Source organism: Devosia sp. Micro-HW1 (assembly GCF_056341075.1).
On the sequence record NZ_CP094375.1, the window covers coordinates 1,857,093 to 1,872,842 of the forward strand.

Genomic DNA, 15,750 nt, shown 5'->3' on the forward strand with positions numbered 1-15,750 from the left:
TGCGACCGATCTGACGGTAGGGGCCGATGACACGTCTTCCGGAGACGACCAGCACATTCCGATCGTTGTGGTCGGCGCCCACTTGTCCGGAATGCCACTCAACGCAGAACTGACCGGCCCTGGAGGACGCCTGCTGAAAGTGTGCCGGACGGCCGGCGACTACCGGTTGTATGCCCTGCCCAATACCGTTCCGGCCAAACCCGGCATGGTGCGGCAGCCCGGCTTCGCAGGCGCAGGCCTCGAGGTCGAAGTCTGGGCCCTTCCTGCCGATGCCTTTGGTCGTTTCGTTGCCCGAATTCCGGCGCCATTGGGGATCGGCAAGGTGATCCTCGATGACGGAAGTGCTGTATCCGGCTTTCTCTGCGAGGCCCATGCCATTGCAGATGCCGAAGACGTAACCCATCATGGGGGCTGGCGCGCATTTATCGCGTCACGAAGCTAATGGGGGCGCGTCTCGGTCGGATTTGGGACTGGGCGGCCACGCAGTCCCGACATACCGATTGCCGTCAGGATGGCGACTGGGGCACTCAAGGGTGTAGGCATGCGCTATCGCAGAGCCCGTGGCGCAAATCTCTAGATTCTGCGACCCGAGGCATCAAACAACAGGCAGTCGGCACGATCAAAGTCCAACGCGACAGATTGATCGAGCGCGAGGTTCACCTGCCCGGCCAGCGCCGCGGTGATATCATTGCCGGATCGCAGGCGGATCCGGATGATCGTTTCGTTGCCTAGACGCTCGATCAACACGACCGTGCCGACCAAACGACCTCCTTCGGCCAGGTAAAGGGCATGTGGACGGATGCCGAAGGTCAGTTCATCGCTTGCCCCAGCCGGCGCCTCAATACCCAAGGCGTGGTCGCCAAGGACAAGGCCGCTGCCAACGCCATCTACCGTCCTGACCTGCAATAGATTCATCTTGGGCGAGCCGATAAAGCCGGCCACAAAAAGGTTGGCAGGGTTGTTGTAGAGTTCGAGGGGTGAACCGACCTGTTGGACGACGCCGCCATCGAGTACGACGATCTTGTCAGCAAGGGTCATGGCCTCGATCTGGTCGTGGGTCACGTAGATCATGGTGGCGCCCAGATCGTTGTGCAGCCGGGCCAGCTCCATGCGCATGTCGCCGCGCAGGGCCGCATCGAGATTGGAAAGCGGTTCGTCGAACAGGAACACATCGGGCTCGCGCACGATGGCACGGCCGATGGCGACGCGCTGGCGTTGCCCGCCCGAAAGCTGACCCGGCTTGCGATCGAGCAGGTGTTCCATCTGCAGCACTCTGGCGGCATCGCGGATCTTGGCATCGCGCATGGCCTTGGGCGTGCCGGCTAACTTCAGGCCGAAGCCGACATTGTCGTAGACACTCATGTGCGGATAGAGCGCATAGGACTGGAAAACCATGGCCACCCCACGGTCCCGCGGTTCGACCTCGTTGACCACGCGGTTGCCGATGCGGATCTCGCCCTCAGAAATGTCCTCGAGGCCGGCAATCATGCGCAGCAAAGTGGACTTGCCGCAGCCCGAGGGGCCGACAAAAACCACGAACTGACCATGGTCGATATCGAGATCCACGCCCTTGATCACGGGGACTTCACCATAGGCCTTGTGAACGGAACGGAGGGTAAGTCCTGCCATTGGGGGGACTCCTGTTAGCCCTTGACCGCGCCCTGCATGAGGGCGGCGACGAACTGGCGCTGGAAGATGAGAAAGATGATGACGGTGGGCGTGAGGATCAGCAGCGAGCCTGCACAGAGTAGTGGTATGTCGGTGCCCCACTGGCCCTGGAAAGCACCCAGCGCGCCGGCCATGGTGCGCTGCATCGGATCCTGCACGAGCACCACTGGCAGGAGGAACTGGTTCCAGGTCCACAGGAACAGGAGAATGGTCAGCGACATGATGGCCGGACGGGCCAGCGGCACCTGCACATGCCAGAACTCGGTCCAGCGGGTGGCGCCGTCGATCTGGGCCGCTTCGCTGAGGTCCTGCGGCACGTTGAGAAAGTGGGCGCGCATCCAGTAGACGCCGAAGGGCATGTAGAGCCCGATCAGCGGAAGAATGATGGCAAAGCGCGTGTTGAGCAGGCCCATGGACCGCACTTCGTAATAGAGGGGGGTGATGACGGCCTCAAAGGGCAGAGTCAGCCCGAAGACAAAGACCAGGTAGAGCCACTTGAACCTGTTGGTCGTGAGCTTGGCGAGGCCATAACCGGCCATGGTGGCGCAGAGCACCGAGATGGGCACGACGCCGAGCACGATGAGCCCGCTCGAGACCAGCAGCTGGTCCATCTTGGCCACTTCGAAGGCGCGCAGGAAATTGCCCCATTGCGGGTCCGCTGGCCATTGCAGGCCACTGGGATAGGTGCCCTGCGGGGCGAGTGCCGCCGACAGCATAGAGAGAAAGGGCAGGAGCGTGATCGCCATCAGGAGAACGATCAGCGTGCGCGCGATTATGGTGTTGGGCAGGGAGGTCTTCATTTCTTGTCCCGCGTGAACCACTGGACCGGTGCAATCGAGAGCAGCACCAGGACCATGAGGACAATGGCGAGCGCCGAGGCGAGGCCGACCTGTCGGTGGGCAAAGGCGAGGCGATAGATTTCGAGACCCGGAACGGTTGTGGTGATGCCCGGACCGCCCTGGGTGGAGATATAGACGATGTCGAAACTGGCGAGCGCGGCGATCACGGTGACGGTGATACAGACGCCGATTTCCTGGCGCAGGCCCGGCAGGGTGATGTAGCGGAATTCGTGCCACGGTCTCGCGCCATCGAGCCGGGCGGCTTCATAAAGGCTCTGGTCGATCTTGGTGATGCCGGTGACCAGCAGCATGGTGCAGAGGCCCAATAACACCCAGGCGCCGATGACGCCCACGGCCGGCAGGGCCCAGACGAAATCGCCCAGCCAGCCCTTGACCCAGCTCGACAGCCCCACGGCCTTCAACGCCTGGTTGACGAGCCCGGTCGAGGCGAACATCCAGCTCCAGGCAATGCCGGCGGCAACCAGCGGAATGACCTGGGGCAGGAAGAGAATGGTGCGCGTCGCCATGCCGAAGCGGCCATTCATCTGGCCGCGAATCGCCGAGGCGACGGCCAGCCCCAACCCGACGGGAATGAGGGTGAAATAGAGCACCAGCTGAAAGGCATTGCCGATGATCTGCAGAAGATCGCTGTCGGTTAGGACGGTGATGTAATTGGTGAGGCCATGAAAGCGTGCCTCGCCAATCCCGTCCCAGCGCAGGAACGAATAATAAAAGCTCATGCAGAGCGGCACGAGCACGAAGACGGCGTAGGCCAGGAAGGCCGGCGCAATGAAGAACCAGGCCGTGAGCCTGGTTCTGCGGCTTCCCTTTGCGGGGGGAAGCCGCTTGTTGCGCTGCGACACGTCCGGAACGGACGATGGATTTTCAGTCATGGTTCATTCCGGGCATGTGGGCAGCCGAGACCTCTTTAGCGGGACAGCTGGGTCTCGTATTCCTTCTGGACGGCTTCGAGAAGACCGGCAGCCGTCTGCTGTCCGCCGACCATCTTCTGCAGTTCCGGCGTCCAGCCGGCGGCAAAGATGGCGCCGGTGGCATTGGCGATGAAATCCATGGCGCCATTGTCCTGCGCCAGCACCGCACCGGCCGCCAGTGACTGCTCGGTCACCGAGCCGGGCTCGACCGGGGGAATGGCCATGTCGGCCGGGCCACCCGGATTGGAGCCGCCGACGGCGACGTTGATCTTGCGCGCTTCTTCATTGGTTGCGACCCAATCAAGGAAGAAGGCGGCACAATCGGGGTTGGCGGCCTTGGCGCCGATGCCGTAGCTCAGCGGCGCGGACATGGAGGCATGGCGTCCACCCTCTTCGGTGCTCGGCATGATGAAGAAGCCGAACTTGTCCTTGGCATTGGTATCGAGATTGCCCGATTCCCAATCGCCGTTGAACATGAAGAGGCCTTCGCCCCCGATGAAGCGGCTCATCATCTGGAAATATTCGATCGCATTGGCATCGGGCGGGAAATAACCGGCCTTGATCCAGCCATCGAGATGCTCGGCGGCCTCGAGGGCCTCGGGCGTGTTGATGCTGGCGCCGTCCTTCTGGAAGATCCAGTCATTGATCGGCTCAGGCGTGCCATAGGCGCCCATCAGGTTCTGCAGCGGGAAGGCGAGGCCTGCCGTGCCCTTGTTCCACTGCATGATCGGCTGGATGCCCGCTTCCTTGGCCTTGGCCATGAGTGCATCGAGCTCAGCAACGGTCTTGGGCGGCTCGGTCATGCCGAGCTGCTCGGCCAGGGCCTTGTTGTAGAAGACGCCGGTCATGGAATAGTTCAGGCCCATGCCAAAGAGCGAGCCGGTGCCGCGCGGACGGCCACCCTCTTCGACGCGCAACTGCACCAGCTGGCCGGCAGGGAACTTGTCCCAGCCGAATTCGGTGAAATAGGTGTCGAGATTGAGCAGCAGATCGTTGGCGACGAGGTCGGTCAACGACGGCAGGCGGATGAGATCGGGCGCATTGTCCTCGGACAGGATGCGCGGCGAGTTCTCCATCATGTTGGCGAACTGGTCTTCCTTGATGTCGAAGGTGACATTGGGAAACTGCTTGGTGAACTCTTCGCTCAGGCGCGTCGGCAGTGGAAAGCCGGTTTCGAAATAGGCATTGAGCACGACCGGGTCGGTGCCGCAGGTGGGCGCGGCGAGGGCCGTGCCGGCAGTGGCGGCGGCCGACAGCGTGGTCAGGATACGCAGGGCGTTGCGGGTTGGGTTGTTCAAGACTTGCCTCCTCCAGGATAAAGTCTGCAGGGATGTTTCCCTCTGCTAAATGGATTTAGCGCATGGGCGCAGCGCGGAGTCAATATCCGCATTGCGCCCGGGCGCGGCGACTAGAGTGAAGCGCGGAGCGCCGCGATGATTGCGGTGGCGCGCTGGTCTTCCGGACCCATCATCCAGTTGGTGACGAAGCCGAAACCGATCTGGTGCCGGGGATCGGCAAAGCCGACCTGCCCACCTGCACCGTCATGTCCGAAGCACATGTCATTGAGATAGCGGCGTGCCTCGGAATCGAGCTGGAAGCCGCAGCCCCAGCGCGAATAAGGAGGTTCTCCGCCGAACACCGGCATCCCTTCGCTGCGGGTGCGCGTCGCCTCGGCGACAACAGGGGTGTCGAGCAGCCATATGCCGCGTGTTGGCACGACCGCGGCCGACCAGATGGTGGCGAGCGCCTCGGCGCTGGCAATGCCGCCGGCGCCGGGAATTTCGGCGGCGCGGATGCGCTGGGTGTTGAAACCGCCGGTTTCCGAAACGAGGTCGGCCGGCAGGGCATTCCCCAGCGTCATGGCCTTATAGGGCCAGTTTGGTGCTGGCTTTGAGGCTTCGTCGGCCCAGAGGGCCGAGAGCGGCGGGCTGACGCGCAGATGCGCCACGCGCGAGGCTTCGCCCTCGGGCAGGCCGATCCAGGCGTCGACGCCGAGCGGCGTGGTAACGACATCGGCAAAATACTGCCCGACCGAGCGGCCGGTGACGCGGCGGATGATTTCGCCGGCGACCCAGCCATGGGTGAGGGCATGATAGGCATAGCCTGTGCCGAGCGGCCAGAGCGGTTCTTGCTCGGCAAGGACCTGGGCCATGCGGTCCCAGTCGACAATATCGTCTTCAGTGAGGTCCTGTCGCGGTGCCGACAGCCCGGCACGGTGCGCCAGCGCGTCGCCCACCGTGACTTCGGCCTTGCCGGCTGCGGCGAATTCAGGCCAGTAGCGGCTGACCGAAGCGTCATAATCAAGCCGGCCCTCCTGGACGAGCCGGGCGGCAAGGATTGAGACCAGACCTTTGGTGCACGAAAAGATCACGGAAGGCGTGTCCGCTTGCCAGGCACGCCCGTCGCGCGCATCGGCTACACCGCCCCACAGATCGACGACGCTTTCGCCGTCACGGATGATATGCAGCGCAGCGCCCATTTCGGGTCGACCGTCAAAAGCACTGGCAAAGGCCTCGGCAACGGCCTCGTAGCCGCTTGCGGCGAACCCGTGAATTGCGGCGCTCATCGTGCGACCTCCAGCTCGAGATAGCCATCTCTGCCCACCTGGACAGGCAGCGGATCGGAAATGCCGCCCATGAACTGGCCATCGGCAGTGACATTGTTGAAGGCAAGGAGGAATGCCTTGCCGGCGCGGTCAAAGGCGATGCGACCGGCATAGAGCCGCTCATCGATGAGGAGCCGTGCGGCGCGGAAGTCGATCTCGGCCGGGAAATGATCGAGCGGCTGCGTCCACACGCCACCCATCTCTCCAGCCCGCGCACCCACCAGCTTGGCGGCGTCGCAGCAAAAAACAACGTGCTTGCGCCCCCCGACTTGGACAATCTGGAAGACCTCGAGATGGGCAAAGCCCGCGCCCGGCTGGCTCAGGGCCGGCTGGGCTGTCCAGCTGAAAAGATCGGGCGAGGTGGCATGGGCCATGACGCCCCTGTCCGGCTCCGCACCTGTCGTGCTGCGGGCGGTAATGAGCATGTGCCAAAGCTGGCTTGCCTGATCCCAGAACACCCAGGGATCGCGCCAGGCTTCTTCGGGCCAGCTCGATGTGCCAAGCGTTTCATAGAGGGCGGGATCAGCAACGAGGATCGGACCGGGCTGTTTGGTCCAGGTGGACAGATCGGTGGATGTGGCAAGGCCAATGGTTTCGATATTGGCGTTGCCGTCGGGCGAGAGGAAGCGCGAACCGGTATAGAACATGCGCCAGAGCCCGGCTGGGTCGCGCACGACACTGCCCGTCCACGTGGCGCTGCCATCGAAGCTGCCCGCAGGACCGGCATCGAAGATGCGGCCATGATTGGTCCAGTTGACCAGATCGGTGGAACTGGCATGCCCGATACGCGCATTGCGGTGCCGCAGGTCGGGGTTGCCGAGCGACTTGGGCGCATGCAGGTAATAGAGATGGTAGCCGACGCCGTCATCGGCCAGCCAGAAGTCCCACACCCAGTGATCGGACAGGTTGAAACCCATTCACTTCCCCTGCTAAAAGCATTTAGCAGATGCAATGGCGCGGCTCGGTTGTCAAGCGAGTGCAGCGTGTTTATGCAAACGACGTCAGCCCCTGTAGGGGCGAGGGAGGTACGAGGCTTGCAAAAGAAGCGCGTTACGCTGGCAGATGTCGCTCGCCTGGCGGGTCTGTCCACCACCGCTGCCTCGATGATCCTGACCGGTCGGCCCGATACCCGCCTGTCGGCGGATGCGCATGCCAAGGTGCATGCCGCGGCGGCAAGCCTTGGCTATCGCCCCAATGTCGCGGCACGCGCCCTGCGTACCGACAAGTCACGATCCATTGCCTTCATTTCCGACTATGTGGCGACCACGCGTTTTGCGAGCGGCCTCATCCGCGGCGCGCTGGCAGCGGCCGAGGGAGCCAAGCATGTCATGCTGGTGCTCGAAACCGGCGGCGAACCGGCGCGCGAAATTCAGGCGGTAGAAGCCGCGCTCGACCGGCAGGTCGATGGCCTGATCTTCGCCGCCATGCGGGCGCGGGAGGTATTCGTGCCGGACCTGGCGATAAATGTGCCTGTGGTAATGCTGAACGGGACCAGCGCGCGGTTTCCTGTTTCCGTGCTGCCGGACGAATACCGCGGCGGCCGCCAGGCGGTCGACCTGCTCGCTGCTGCCGGCATTCGGGACGGCGTGGTACTCCTTGGTCACAACGCCAGGGATGAAGCCGGACTTTTCCGTTCCGAGAGCATCGCCCGGCGATTCGCCGGAATCCGCGAGGCCATGGCAGAACACGGCATGGAGTTCTCCGCGGAACTCAGCTGCTGGAACTGGGAACCCGGACATGGCTATGAACTGACCCGCAAGCTGCTCAAGTCAGAAAGGCCCAACGCGATCCTCTGTCTCAACGACCGTCTTGCCTTCGGCGCCTACCAGGCCTTGGCAGAAGCCGACCTTGACGTTCCGAAGGATGTTGCCGTGGTCTCGTTCGACAACGACGAGCTCGCGTCATACTTGCGGCCGGGCCTGACGACCATTGGCTTGCCGCACGAAGAAATGGGGCGCCGGGCCGTCGAGCTGCTCCTGGGATCGCTGCAAACCACGCAGCCGGACCTGGTACCTATGCCGATCGTTGCGCGCGGCTCCCTGCCACCGAGCGCCTAAATAGCCCGTTGCGCGACTTCCCTCTTCAACCAACGCGCGATGCGGACTGTCGGAGGACAGCTGGACGTGTAGACCCACCAGCTGCCAGATGGTGCGCCCGCTGCGACATGATAGGCACTGCAATTGTTGGGAAATTTCGAATCCTATAAACTGCTAAGCGGCAGATTTGCGCCGCGCCCCCCACATTCCAATTCAATTGGCAGGTGACCGGAAAAGAGTCGTTGGCGGATTAACGGCTTTGGGCCCACGAAGATCCGATAACGGTCAGTGAGCGGGCGCAGAGCTGCCAGCTGCCATGGCTCTTACGCAGGCTCGATGCATTACCGGGCAGTCCCGGTTCCTGGCGCTGGAAATTGAGGCGACAGCACCAGGGCAACGGTAGCGGCGAGAACTGATTTTGGGGAAGCCATGGTGAGGGTTTTCACGTTTCTGCCGAATGGCGCCGCTCGCGATCAGAACTTCACATTCAGACTGAGGCTGGCGCCATGGTTCTGCATGCCCGAGCCGAACTGGCCGACATAGGCCAGGCCCAATGTGGCGCTGTCGGTGAGGTTGACATCGAACCCGGCATTGAGCACCAGGCTGTCGCGCGCCAGGGAGGTGCCCGCAATGGTGAGGCCATTGCCGCCCGTCGCCTTGGAAAAGTATGCCGGTGCACTCAGGGAACGCAATGTACTCATCCGTATAGGTTACCGAGATGATCATGTTAGTACCGAATCCGTTGTGCAGTTCGGTGAGGCTTTCGGCGCCGAAGTCCAACTTCTCGATGTTGACGGGCACCTCGCTCCGGATCCGCAGAACGTCATGGCTCGCTGGTTGAAAAATCGCTGGTAAGCCATTCGGTCAGTGCTTCACCAACCAGATTGCTGCCCTCCACCGATAGATGCCCGATGTCGCGCAGGAGCGGGCCCTCGCCTTTCATAATGCATACGTCGTCGCGGCATAGCGTAGGCAACGGGTCGAACACGGACAGTTTTGGATACTTGGCCTCGATTGAAGCCAATCCGGCGCGAAAGCGCTCCTGCTTCTGAAGTTCCCCGGCATAACTTACTTCGCAAGGGTTGGCGGCCTCAATCAGGGGGCGTCCGCCGTAGCACGTTTCAGGGCTGTATTCGATCTCTGGCGTCATTAGCACGACCACAGTCCGGATGTTTCGGTTATCCAAAAACGCGATGCGGCGCTCTAGGGCACCCATGAACGCGTCGTAGGATGTCTCGCCGGGGACTGGCGGGACCGAGCTGAATTCACCGTCAACCTTTAAGGGGTCGAAATAGTCAACGGCATCGCCATCGGCGTTAAATGACGGCCAAGGGGCGCTAAGGATTGCGAGCTGGATTGTCGGGTTGTTCTCGATGATCCGGTTGGTCATTTCCTCCTGCGCCTGACGCCCCTCACCGAAGCAAGGATGTGACGGTGAATAGGTGAAAGATAGGCCGAGTCCTGGATCGCAACTGCCGAACTGAAGGACATTCTCGTCTCGAAGCGCTGGGGCGTTGGCTACACCTGCATACAGATGATTTGCAAATGAGTTGCCGATCAGGAAAACACTCGGTGGCGCATCTTCTTCAAGCATACAAAACCACCATCCCTCGCGCCGATGCGGTGAAGGGAAGCGCTCAAGGCACAGGTCGTTCTCTGCGTAGGGCCAGTCCATGCGCGCGGCCAGCCAGGTCTGCGTGTTTGCGTATTCTGCCATGTTGCCACGGGCCGGCAGCCCGGCACTTGAGAAGGTCGTGAAGCCAAGAGCGGCGACCAGGGATAACGCCGCTGCCAGAATGCCAGACTTGCGGAACAACTGCCTGTCGCCCGCCAACGGGCGCTCGACCAAGCGATAGGTGGCCACGGATAAAGCGAAGGCCGCCACCATGGCGAAGGCCCGCCAAGGGGTAGGGACGGCGCCGTCCAGGATTATGGCCGGGAATGCGAGCAGCGGCCAATGCCACAGATAGAGGGGGTAGCTGATCTTGCCGATGAATACGGGGGCGCGCATGGCAAGGAGGCGGTTGCCGAAAACAGTCGGACCGGCCGCGATGATGGCAGCCGCGCCGACGGTAGGTATAGCGGCGCGCCAGCCCGGGAAAGGCTCGCCCTCGGACATCAATAAGGCGGCCGCGGCAATTGTCACTAGGCCAATGCCCGACAAAACCGTCGCTGCGCGTGGCCCCACTTGCCCACGAGGGCTCAGGGCCAGCATGGCGCCGATGCCAAGTTCCCATGCGCGGGTGGCCGGGGAATAGAAGGTGGCAACCGGATCGACGTTGATGACCCACATGTTTACGCCAAAGGAGACGGCGCACATCAGCGCGGCCATCCAGAATAGGTCGAAACGTAGCTTCCAGCCAGCCAGCATGAGCAGCGGCCAGACCAGATAGAATTGCTCTTCGATGCCGAGTGACCATAAGTGCAGAAGGATGGTCTGGGAGGCTTCCTCTCCGAAGTACCCAGTCTCTTGCCAGAGCACCCAATTGGCAACGAAGCCGGCCCCGGCTGCAGCGTGCTTGCCAAGCGTGGCAAACTCGTCCGGTAGCAATAGAAACCAGCCCGCAATGAGGCACGCGCCGATGACCAAGGCCAGTGCGGGGAATATCCGTCGGGCGCGGCGCGCATAGAAGTCGACCAGTGAGAAGCGGCCCTCGCCGAGGCTCTTCTGAAGGATGCTGGTGATCAGGAATCCCGAAATCACGAAGAACACGTCAACGCCAATGAAACCGCCTGGAAGAAGGCTTGGAAAGGCGTGAAATATCACGACGGCGCCGACAGCAACCGCGCGCAATCCGTCGATGTCAGGCCGATAAGCAATTGGGCTTGTCATACGGTCTGCATGCATGAGATGCCCGCATTAATCAACTGCCCCGCTTCGGTGGGGGCGTTTCTCCGACATTCACACAGTCATATAATGGCGCGCCGGTCAGAACAAAACTGTGAACACCTATTGCATTGAAATTACTAGGTAATATTCACCTACTTCTGTCACAAGAGTTCCTGAAACGAGCGAGGCCTGCCGATCAATATGGGCCCCACTCCCTGCCCTTCCAACGCGCTCGGCTCATGGCAAATATGGGGCCGTTTGAAGACTGGCCGCTTCCCGAGTCCAAAGCGTCGATAGCTGCCGTTTAGGCCAGGCTGTCCCAGCGCGCTTGTTGACCCATTCTCGCTGTTGAGGCGGTATGACGAGGTCTCAAAAACGTGGCAACCGAGTTTGCGTTAGGTCATCGACCTAGGTCGACGCCACCATTGGCTCCCGGACTGTTCCGCAACGCAGCCGGCGCGGCTCCATGCGAGCGCTGGTTCTACCGGATGTCACGCTAGCAGCGATGTCCCCGACATCTCCTGCGGCTTCTTCAGATCCATCAGCTGGATCAATGTCGGAGCCACGTCTGCCAAGCGGCCGCTGCGAAGCGACCGATGAGTGGTGTTATAGAGTATGGCCGGGACCGGATTAGTGGTGTGCGCAGTGTGGGGCCCGCCAGTGAGGGGATCACGCATCTGCTCGCAATTGCCATGATCGGCCGTCACCATCAGCACCCCATTGGCCGAATGGATCGCCTCCGCAATTCGCCCGAGTTGAAGATCGACCGCTTCGACCGCGGCGATTGCTGCCTCAAGATTGCCAGTGTGGCCGACCATGTCGGGGTTGGCGAAATTGACGATGATCAGATCGTAGCGTTTCGAGCCGATTGCCTCGACGGCACGATCGCCGACCATCGGGGCGGACATTTCAGGCTGCAGGTCATAGGTGGCGACTTTGGGCGAGTCGACAATGGTCCTCTCCTCGCCGACAAATGGCTCTTCCCTACCGCCGTTGAAGAAATAGGTGACGTGCGGATATTTCTCTGACTCGGCAAGTCGCAATTGCCTGCTTCCGCCGAGCGCCACGGTCTCGCCCAGTCCGTTGGCAATGGTTTGCGACGCTAACAGCGGCTTCAGCCATGGGTCAAATTCATCCCCATAGTGCGTCATGCTGACGGCTGCCGATAGTTGCGGCGCCTGGCGCGTGAACCCGTCGAAATCAGGAAGGAGCAGCGCGGCCATCAACTGCTTGACACGATCTGCGCGGAAGTTGAAGCAAAGGACGGCGTCCCCGTCCTTGATGCCACCGAATTTACCGATAACCGACGCAGGCACAAACTCGTCGGTGACAGAGTTCGCATAGGCCGCGTCAACGGCTTCCTGCGCCGTAGCGCTATTCTGCCCACGGCCCGTGACGATCGCGTCATAAGCTTGCTGTACCCGCTCCCAACGCTGGTCACGGTCCATTACCCAATAGCGGCCGGTCACTGTGGCGATATCTACGCCGGGTGGCAGGGCGGCGTCGATCTCGGCCAAATAGCCTGCTGCAGCCTCGGGCGGGGTATCGCGCCCGTCCGTAAAGGCGTGAATCACCGTTGGAACGCCGGATTGCTGCAATACTCGGGCAAGGGCCACTGCATGGTCCTGATGCGAATGCACGCCGCCGGGCGAAACCAGCCCCATCAGATGACAGGTCCCGCCGCTTGCCTTGAGCGCCGCTGGCAGCCCCGAGGCCATGACGGCGCCCGCCAGCGTTCCGTCCTCAATTGCCTTTGTGATGCGGACCAGATCCTGCAGGACGACTCGGCCTGCTCCGATGTTGAGGTGACCGACTTCGGAATTGCCCATCTGGCCATCTGGAAGCCCCACATCCAGGCCAGATGTCGCAAGGAAGCTACGCGGACAGCTTTCCCATAGGCGATCGAAATGCGGTGTGTGGGCCAGGCGCACTGCGTTGTCGGCGCTCTCTTCACGCCAGCCCCAGCCATCGAGGATAGCTAGCATTACTGGCTTAAGAGCCACGTTCAATTCTCCCGGCACTCAGGGACCTCGCTCTTTTGATTGCCAATTGTCGTCCACCATCATTGCAGCGACCGAACAAGGAAATCTGCCGCAAACGGGCCTGCTGCAGTGTCACCGTCCCTCCACCATTTCGTCTATCGCCAGGCGCTCTCGTTCTTGCTTTCGTAGTCGCTAAACGCCTTCTTGATGCCGCCCAATACCTCGGCCGACGTCTCGAACATGGCTTTGAGCTGCGGCTCATCAACCTTCTCAATGTCCTGGCGCAGGTGGTTCATCAGTTCCTGAAGGCGCTGCTGCACCTGTTGGGTGTGGTGGCGTGGATCGCGGTTTGTTTCGCTGGTCATGAAAGCCTCCTATGATTGCCGTGGACTCATCGCGCGATGAGTTGTCAGGATAACAACCTCTTCGTACAATCGGTTCCCGATATCGAGATTCGATTGTGTGAAACTCAATGCGATTGCAGCATGGAACACCAGGAACTGCTGGCAGGCTTCATCCGGATGCATATCCTGCATCATGCGGCGGAAGGGGATCTCTATGGTCACTGGATGATCGAGGAACTCGCCCATCACGGCTACAAAATCAGCCCGGGCACGCTTTATCCAATGCTGCACGCAATGGAGCGCAAGGGGTATCTCACGTCCAGGAGCGAGCGGGTCGGGCGGTCCGTGCGGCGGGTCTATCGCGCAACACCTTACGGCATCGAGGGCTTGCAAACAGCTCGCGACAAGATTGGGGAGCTGTTTCATGAGGTCGGCAGTAGCAAATCCTGACACCACGGAAGGTACGTCCCGTGGCTCAGCAGGAGAGGTCTTTCGCGTTTTCCTGAAGCTGGGATTGACGTCGTTTGGTGGACCCATAGCCCATCTGGGTTACTTTCGCGACGAGCTGGTCACCCGGCGCAGATGGATCAGCGAGGAAGGCTATGCCGACCTCGTGGCGCTCTGCCAGTTCCTGCCGGGGCCGGCATCAAGCCAGGTCGGCTTTTCCCTGGGCCTGCTACGGGGCGGTCCGCTGGGCGCCTTAGCGGCCTGGACAGCTTTCACCCTGCCTTCGGCTTTGCTCCTGCTGTTCCTTGCTTTTGGGGCAAGCTGGTTCGAAGGCGAGGTCGGCGCGGGCATTCTCCACGGCCTCAAACTGGTGGCCGTTGCCGTCGTGGCCCAGGCGGTTTGGGGCATGGCTAGGACGCTGGCTCCGGACCGCGAGCGGGCCGGCATCGCCCTGCTCGCCGTTCTGCTGGTCATCTTTGTCGGCGGATCAATCGGCCAGGTCGCGGCGATTGTCGTGGGTGGTCTCCTGGGGCTGTGGCTCTGCAGGGGGATGCCACCCAACCCAGTTGGTCACCTTACATTCGGTGTGCCCAAGGCAGTGGGATGGTCAGCGCTGGCCCTGTTCTTTATCCTGCTGGTCGGGCTTCCGGTCGTCGAGGCTCTTGCATCCTCGCAATCGCTATCCCTCTTCGACGCCTTCTATCGGGCCGGCGCGCTGGTGTTTGGTGGTGGCCACGTGGTCTTGCCGCTCCTCGAAACCGAAGTGGTGCGAACCGGCTGGGTGTCGAGCGATGCCTTCCTGGCCGGATATGGCGCGGCCCAGGCCGTTCCGGGTCCGCTCTTCACCTTCGCCGCCTATCTCGGCGCGGTAATGCAACCTGAGCCCGCGGGCCCAATGGGCGCTGCTATAGCCTTGGTGGCGGTGTTCCTCCCGGGTCTATTGCTGGTGGTCGGTGCCCTGCCGTTCTGGGATGCATTCCGCACCAGGCCAGTCGCGCAAGCGGCGATGCGCGGTGCCAATGCCGCGGTCGTTGGCGTCCTGGGAGCAGCTCTTTACAATCCGGTCTGGACCAGCGCCGTGCTCACACCCGCCGACTTTGCTCTGGCCCTTGCCGGCTTCCTGCTGCTGACTGTGTGGAAAACCGCCCCGTGGATTGTGGTTGTTTTGCTCGGCCTAGGTGGAGCGCTGCTTACGCTGATCTGAGGGCCGATCGACGGAAGAACCGGGCCGGGGCAAACCGTGTTCGCCTCGGCCGCAGGCGGCCAAAATCATCATAGCGGAACATCAGGCCACGACGGGCGAAGACATGCGCAAGCCAATATGTGAAGGCCGCGCCAACCGCCCAACCCATCAGCGTGTCGCTCATCCAATGCATGCCGACCAGTTGCCGGGACACGCAGATAAGAACGCCTGCGGTGACGAAGAGCGCCCGAAGGCGCGGAAAAACCAGCGCCAATGAAAGTGCCATTGCCGCAGCCGTTGCCGAATGCCCGGAGGGAAGTGCGGCGAAGTCGGAGTGCATCGCAAAGGGCTGGAATGAAAGGTAGCCTTCGCTGTCCAATAGGACCGGACGAGCCCGGCCTATTGCATATTTGAGCACCAGCGCCAGGAGGCCGCCACCCGCCACCGAGAGAAATATGAAAGCCGCCCCAGCGGTAACGGCGTTCAGTCCTGCTTTCACACGGCGTCTCAGAGAGATCACCGGGACCAGCGCGCTCAACAGGAGCAAGAGTCCGGTGGTGACCAACACCTCGACACCCTCGCCGAGGTCAGTGACGAAGTGTGCGATGGGCAGCAGGTCTTCTGGAAAGGACTGCATCCAGATACCGAGGGTGTAGTCACTTCCGGCCATCATGGCTGCAGCCGGCAGCGCCAGTAAAACGACTATAGGCCAGGGCCGTTCAAATAAGGCTCGGCCCGCTTTCGGCGGCATGGCCGGAGTGGCAAATAGCCTTTGGAAGCCAGCTCGGATACGACCGCTTCCACGGCTCTGCACCAATTCCATAGTCACCCTCCGTGGATATCAATCTGCGTGATAGCCGACCCTTGCGCCGGACCCAACATAC

General features: G+C 61.8%; 14 protein-coding genes and 1 pseudogene. 4 read left to right on the top strand and 11 right to left on the bottom strand.

Going from position 1 to position 15,750, the window contains the following annotated elements:
- Positions 1-40: 40 nt before the first annotated feature.
- A pseudogene (locus MQW79_RS08815) lies at positions 41-442 on the top strand (allophanate hydrolase-related protein); the annotation flags it as partial.
- A 131-nt stretch (positions 443-573) separates the two neighbouring features.
- Here MQW79_RS08815 and MQW79_RS08820 read toward each other — a convergent pair.
- The 6 genes from MQW79_RS08820 to MQW79_RS08845 form a co-directional block, all read right to left on the bottom strand.
- Positions 574-1,629: an ABC transporter ATP-binding protein gene (locus MQW79_RS08820; protein ID WP_476588065.1), complete on the bottom strand. Its 1,056-nt coding sequence runs from the start codon at positions 1,627-1,629 to the stop codon at positions 574-576.
- A gap of 14 nt (positions 1,630-1,643) precedes the next feature.
- The gene (locus tag MQW79_RS08825) at positions 1,644-2,468 is read right to left on the bottom strand and encodes a carbohydrate ABC transporter permease (RefSeq protein WP_476588066.1); all 825 of its coding nucleotides are present in this window, start codon (positions 2,466-2,468) and stop codon (positions 1,644-1,646) included.
- A complete protein-coding gene (locus tag MQW79_RS08830) occupies positions 2,465-3,400 on the bottom strand; it encodes a carbohydrate ABC transporter permease (RefSeq protein ID WP_476588068.1) in 936 nt (311 codons plus the stop codon). The genes MQW79_RS08825 and MQW79_RS08830 overlap by 4 nt, the downstream gene beginning before the upstream one ends.
- A 35-nt stretch (positions 3,401-3,435) precedes the next feature.
- Entirely contained in the window at positions 3,436-4,737 is a 1,302-nt protein-coding gene (locus MQW79_RS08835) for an ABC transporter substrate-binding protein (RefSeq protein ID WP_476588069.1), read from the bottom strand.
- 110 nt (positions 4,738-4,847) lie between these two features.
- Complete coding sequence (locus MQW79_RS08840; RefSeq protein WP_476588070.1) at positions 4,848-6,005, bottom strand: serine hydrolase domain-containing protein; 1,158 nt, start codon at positions 6,003-6,005, stop codon at positions 4,848-4,850.
- Complete coding sequence (locus MQW79_RS08845; protein ID WP_476588072.1) at positions 6,002-6,961, bottom strand: hypothetical protein; 960 nt, start codon at positions 6,959-6,961, stop codon at positions 6,002-6,004. Before MQW79_RS08845 ends, MQW79_RS08840 begins: the two co-directional genes overlap by 4 nt.
- A gap of 117 nt (positions 6,962-7,078) precedes the next feature.
- On the opposite strand from MQW79_RS08845, the gene MQW79_RS08850 reads away from it, so the two are divergent.
- Positions 7,079-8,101, top strand: coding sequence for a LacI family DNA-binding transcriptional regulator (locus tag MQW79_RS08850; RefSeq protein WP_476588073.1), 1,023 nt, complete (start codon positions 7,079-7,081; stop codon positions 8,099-8,101).
- Between the two features lie 452 nt (positions 8,102-8,553).
- On the opposite strand, the gene MQW79_RS08855 is transcribed toward MQW79_RS08850, so the two are convergent.
- The 4 genes from MQW79_RS08855 to MQW79_RS08870 form a co-directional block, all read right to left on the bottom strand.
- Complete coding sequence (locus MQW79_RS08855; protein WP_476588075.1) at positions 8,554-8,772, bottom strand: autotransporter outer membrane beta-barrel domain-containing protein; 219 nt, start codon at positions 8,770-8,772, stop codon at positions 8,554-8,556.
- 131 nt (positions 8,773-8,903) lie between these two features.
- The gene (locus tag MQW79_RS08860) at positions 8,904-10,913 is read right to left on the bottom strand and encodes an acyltransferase family protein (protein ID WP_476588076.1); all 2,010 of its coding nucleotides are present in this window, start codon (positions 10,911-10,913) and stop codon (positions 8,904-8,906) included.
- 488 nt (positions 10,914-11,401) lie between these two features.
- Positions 11,402-12,895 carry a 2,3-bisphosphoglycerate-independent phosphoglycerate mutase gene (gene gpmI / locus MQW79_RS08865; protein ID WP_476588077.1) on the bottom strand — a complete coding sequence of 498 codons (1,494 nt, stop codon included), beginning with the start codon at positions 12,893-12,895 and terminating at the stop codon, positions 11,402-11,404.
- 152 nt (positions 12,896-13,047) lie between these two features.
- Entirely contained in the window at positions 13,048-13,257 is a 210-nt protein-coding gene (locus MQW79_RS08870) for a hypothetical protein (protein ID WP_476588078.1), read from the bottom strand.
- A 120-nt stretch (positions 13,258-13,377) separates the two neighbouring features.
- Here MQW79_RS08870 and MQW79_RS08875 point away from each other — a divergent pair, with 120 nt between their 5' ends.
- Both MQW79_RS08875 and chrA read left to right on the top strand, forming a co-directional pair.
- Positions 13,378-13,686 carry a PadR family transcriptional regulator gene (locus MQW79_RS08875; RefSeq protein WP_476588079.1) on the top strand — a complete coding sequence of 103 codons (309 nt, stop codon included), beginning with the start codon at positions 13,378-13,380 and terminating at the stop codon, positions 13,684-13,686.
- Entirely contained in the window at positions 13,661-14,887 is a 1,227-nt protein-coding gene (chrA, locus tag MQW79_RS08880) for a chromate efflux transporter (protein WP_476588080.1), read from the top strand. The genes MQW79_RS08875 and chrA overlap by 26 nt, the downstream gene beginning before the upstream one ends.
- On the opposite strand, the gene MQW79_RS08885 is transcribed toward chrA, so the two are convergent.
- Positions 14,874-15,689 (bottom strand): phosphatase PAP2 family protein, encoded by an 816-nt coding sequence (locus MQW79_RS08885; RefSeq protein ID WP_051961021.1) that lies wholly within the window; start codon positions 15,687-15,689, stop codon positions 14,874-14,876. The genes chrA and MQW79_RS08885 overlap by 14 nt on opposite strands.
- Positions 15,690-15,750 lie beyond the last annotated feature (61 nt).